Genomic DNA, 1,708 nt, shown 5'->3' with positions numbered 1-1,708 from the left:
GGTGAAGAGAAAGAAATCGAGAATAAAGACGATAATTTAAAAAATTAAACATCTGTCGTAGTCAGAAATTTATAAGAATCTACACGCAAAAACCGTGTAGATTCATTATTTAATGAGTTAAATGATCTTGTGAAATGACAAGCAATTGATACATACTCATCTCTTTATAAGCTGGAACTGTAGTAACCTGTGCAAATTCGCGATATAGCTTTTGCTCCAGTTCTGCTGTAGATATATATTCCGGGTGTTCGCTAAAGAACTGTCTTGCATCTACTATCGCTTGGGATTCGCCACTTCTTTTATTTTGATTCTCCTTTAATGAATTTTCTCTGGTGCATGCAGAGAGCAACGATATCAGCGCGATGGTTATTATGATTTTACTATTATATCCTACTAATGACATATCAACTTTCTCTTACGCAAGATTGGAGTTTAAAATAATGTTTATCCCATTCACAGAGTGCTATAAACAACTCAACAGTACCTTTTATGTTAAGTTTATTTAGGGCTCTTATTTTGTGATATGATACTGTTTTATAATCAATTCCTTTAATAATGGCTACTTGTTTTAACGAGTAAGAAACACATAACCGCAGGATATCTATATCATCATGGGTAAGTGCTTCTTGTGTGGAATACACATTTTGTGTATGAAGATTCGAAATCAGGAAATGCGTTAAATCAGATAATCTAATATTCTTATTGATCCTGATGAAATTGTTGCTTAAAAGGATGTTTACAGGTTCTGTATTTGGTTTGAGATTTCGATGTTGATGCTCATCAATAACAACGAATGAATGCCCAAGATCAACCAACGCAACTAAATCGCTGTAATATTCTTTTTGGGATGCTAATAATGCATTAGTGACTACAGTGAAGTAGACATCACTGGAAAAGACTTGCATATGCCAACCTGTACTCTAAAATCATTTAGGGTAAATATTACGTGTAAAAGTTAAAATAAGAGTAATTGTTATATTTGCTTAACATTGGGGGAATAGGGTTTATACCTTAAATTGTAAATAAAGTTATGCATAGAGGCATTTAAAATAGTCCTCGAAATTATAATTTTTTATTCTGTGTCATCATATTTTGGTCATGAAATTTCCGTCTTGTTACACTACTCTAAACTAGAGCTTATGGAATTAGCGGGTTCTATTCATGGAAAATAATGATAAATTCTTATCACAAGACTTATTGGAATCTTATGCCATTCGTTTGTTGAGCGGACCATTGAATGGATGCGAGTATGAAATACTTAATGGGCGTCTACTTGTTATCATTGGTAATGATGTTTCGTTAGGAAGAAGTGATGCTTTTTCTGAGTTACCAGAAAACACAATAGTCGTTCCTTATGGCGAGCTTACAGGTAGTTTTGAGATAATAATTACTACCGACCCTGATCTGGTAGTAACATTCAGAGAATTAACAGCACAAGAACCTGAAGATAGAACGTTAACATTGAATCAGCAAATAGAAGTTTTAGGTCTCAAATTTGCTGTAAAAGAAAAAATGAAGTTTGGCAGTATTCATTGCCAGGCATTATTGAAAATAACATTATTTCTACAAAACAACATTTCTTTAGCAGTAAGCTGTTTAAGTATGTAATGCTTTTTTTTCTTTTTGCTATCATTTTCATTGCTTTTTATATTGTTAATGCCAGTAATGATCCGCAGCTGAGACCTATCGATAAAATTCTTGTAAACAA

At 32.8% G+C, this 1,708-nt stretch carries 2 protein-coding genes and 1 pseudogene; 1 reads left to right on the top strand and 2 read right to left on the bottom strand.

Features of this window, described 5'->3' with window-relative positions; all coding sequences use genetic code 11:
- Positions 1 to 109 precede the first annotated feature (109 nt).
- Complete coding sequence (locus tag RTW80_RS24815) at positions 110 to 403, bottom strand: invasion protein (RefSeq protein ID WP_000060555.1); 294 nt, start codon at positions 401 to 403, stop codon at positions 110 to 112.
- 1 nt (position 404) lies between these two features.
- Complete coding sequence (locus RTW80_RS24810) at positions 405 to 905, bottom strand: helix-turn-helix transcriptional regulator (RefSeq protein ID WP_001195875.1); 501 nt, start codon at positions 903 to 905, stop codon at positions 405 to 407.
- A 256-nt stretch (positions 906 to 1,161) separates the two neighbouring features.
- Here RTW80_RS24810 and RTW80_RS24805 point away from each other — a divergent pair.
- A pseudogene (locus RTW80_RS24805) lies at positions 1,162 to 1,708 on the top strand (PrgH/EprH family type III secretion apparatus protein); the annotation flags it as partial.

It is taken from the genome of Escherichia sp. AM3 (assembly GCF_032029835.1).
GTDB lineage: Bacteria > Pseudomonadota > Gammaproteobacteria > Enterobacterales > Enterobacteriaceae > Escherichia > Escherichia coli.
This window is presented reverse-complemented; position numbering and strand designations above follow the sequence as displayed.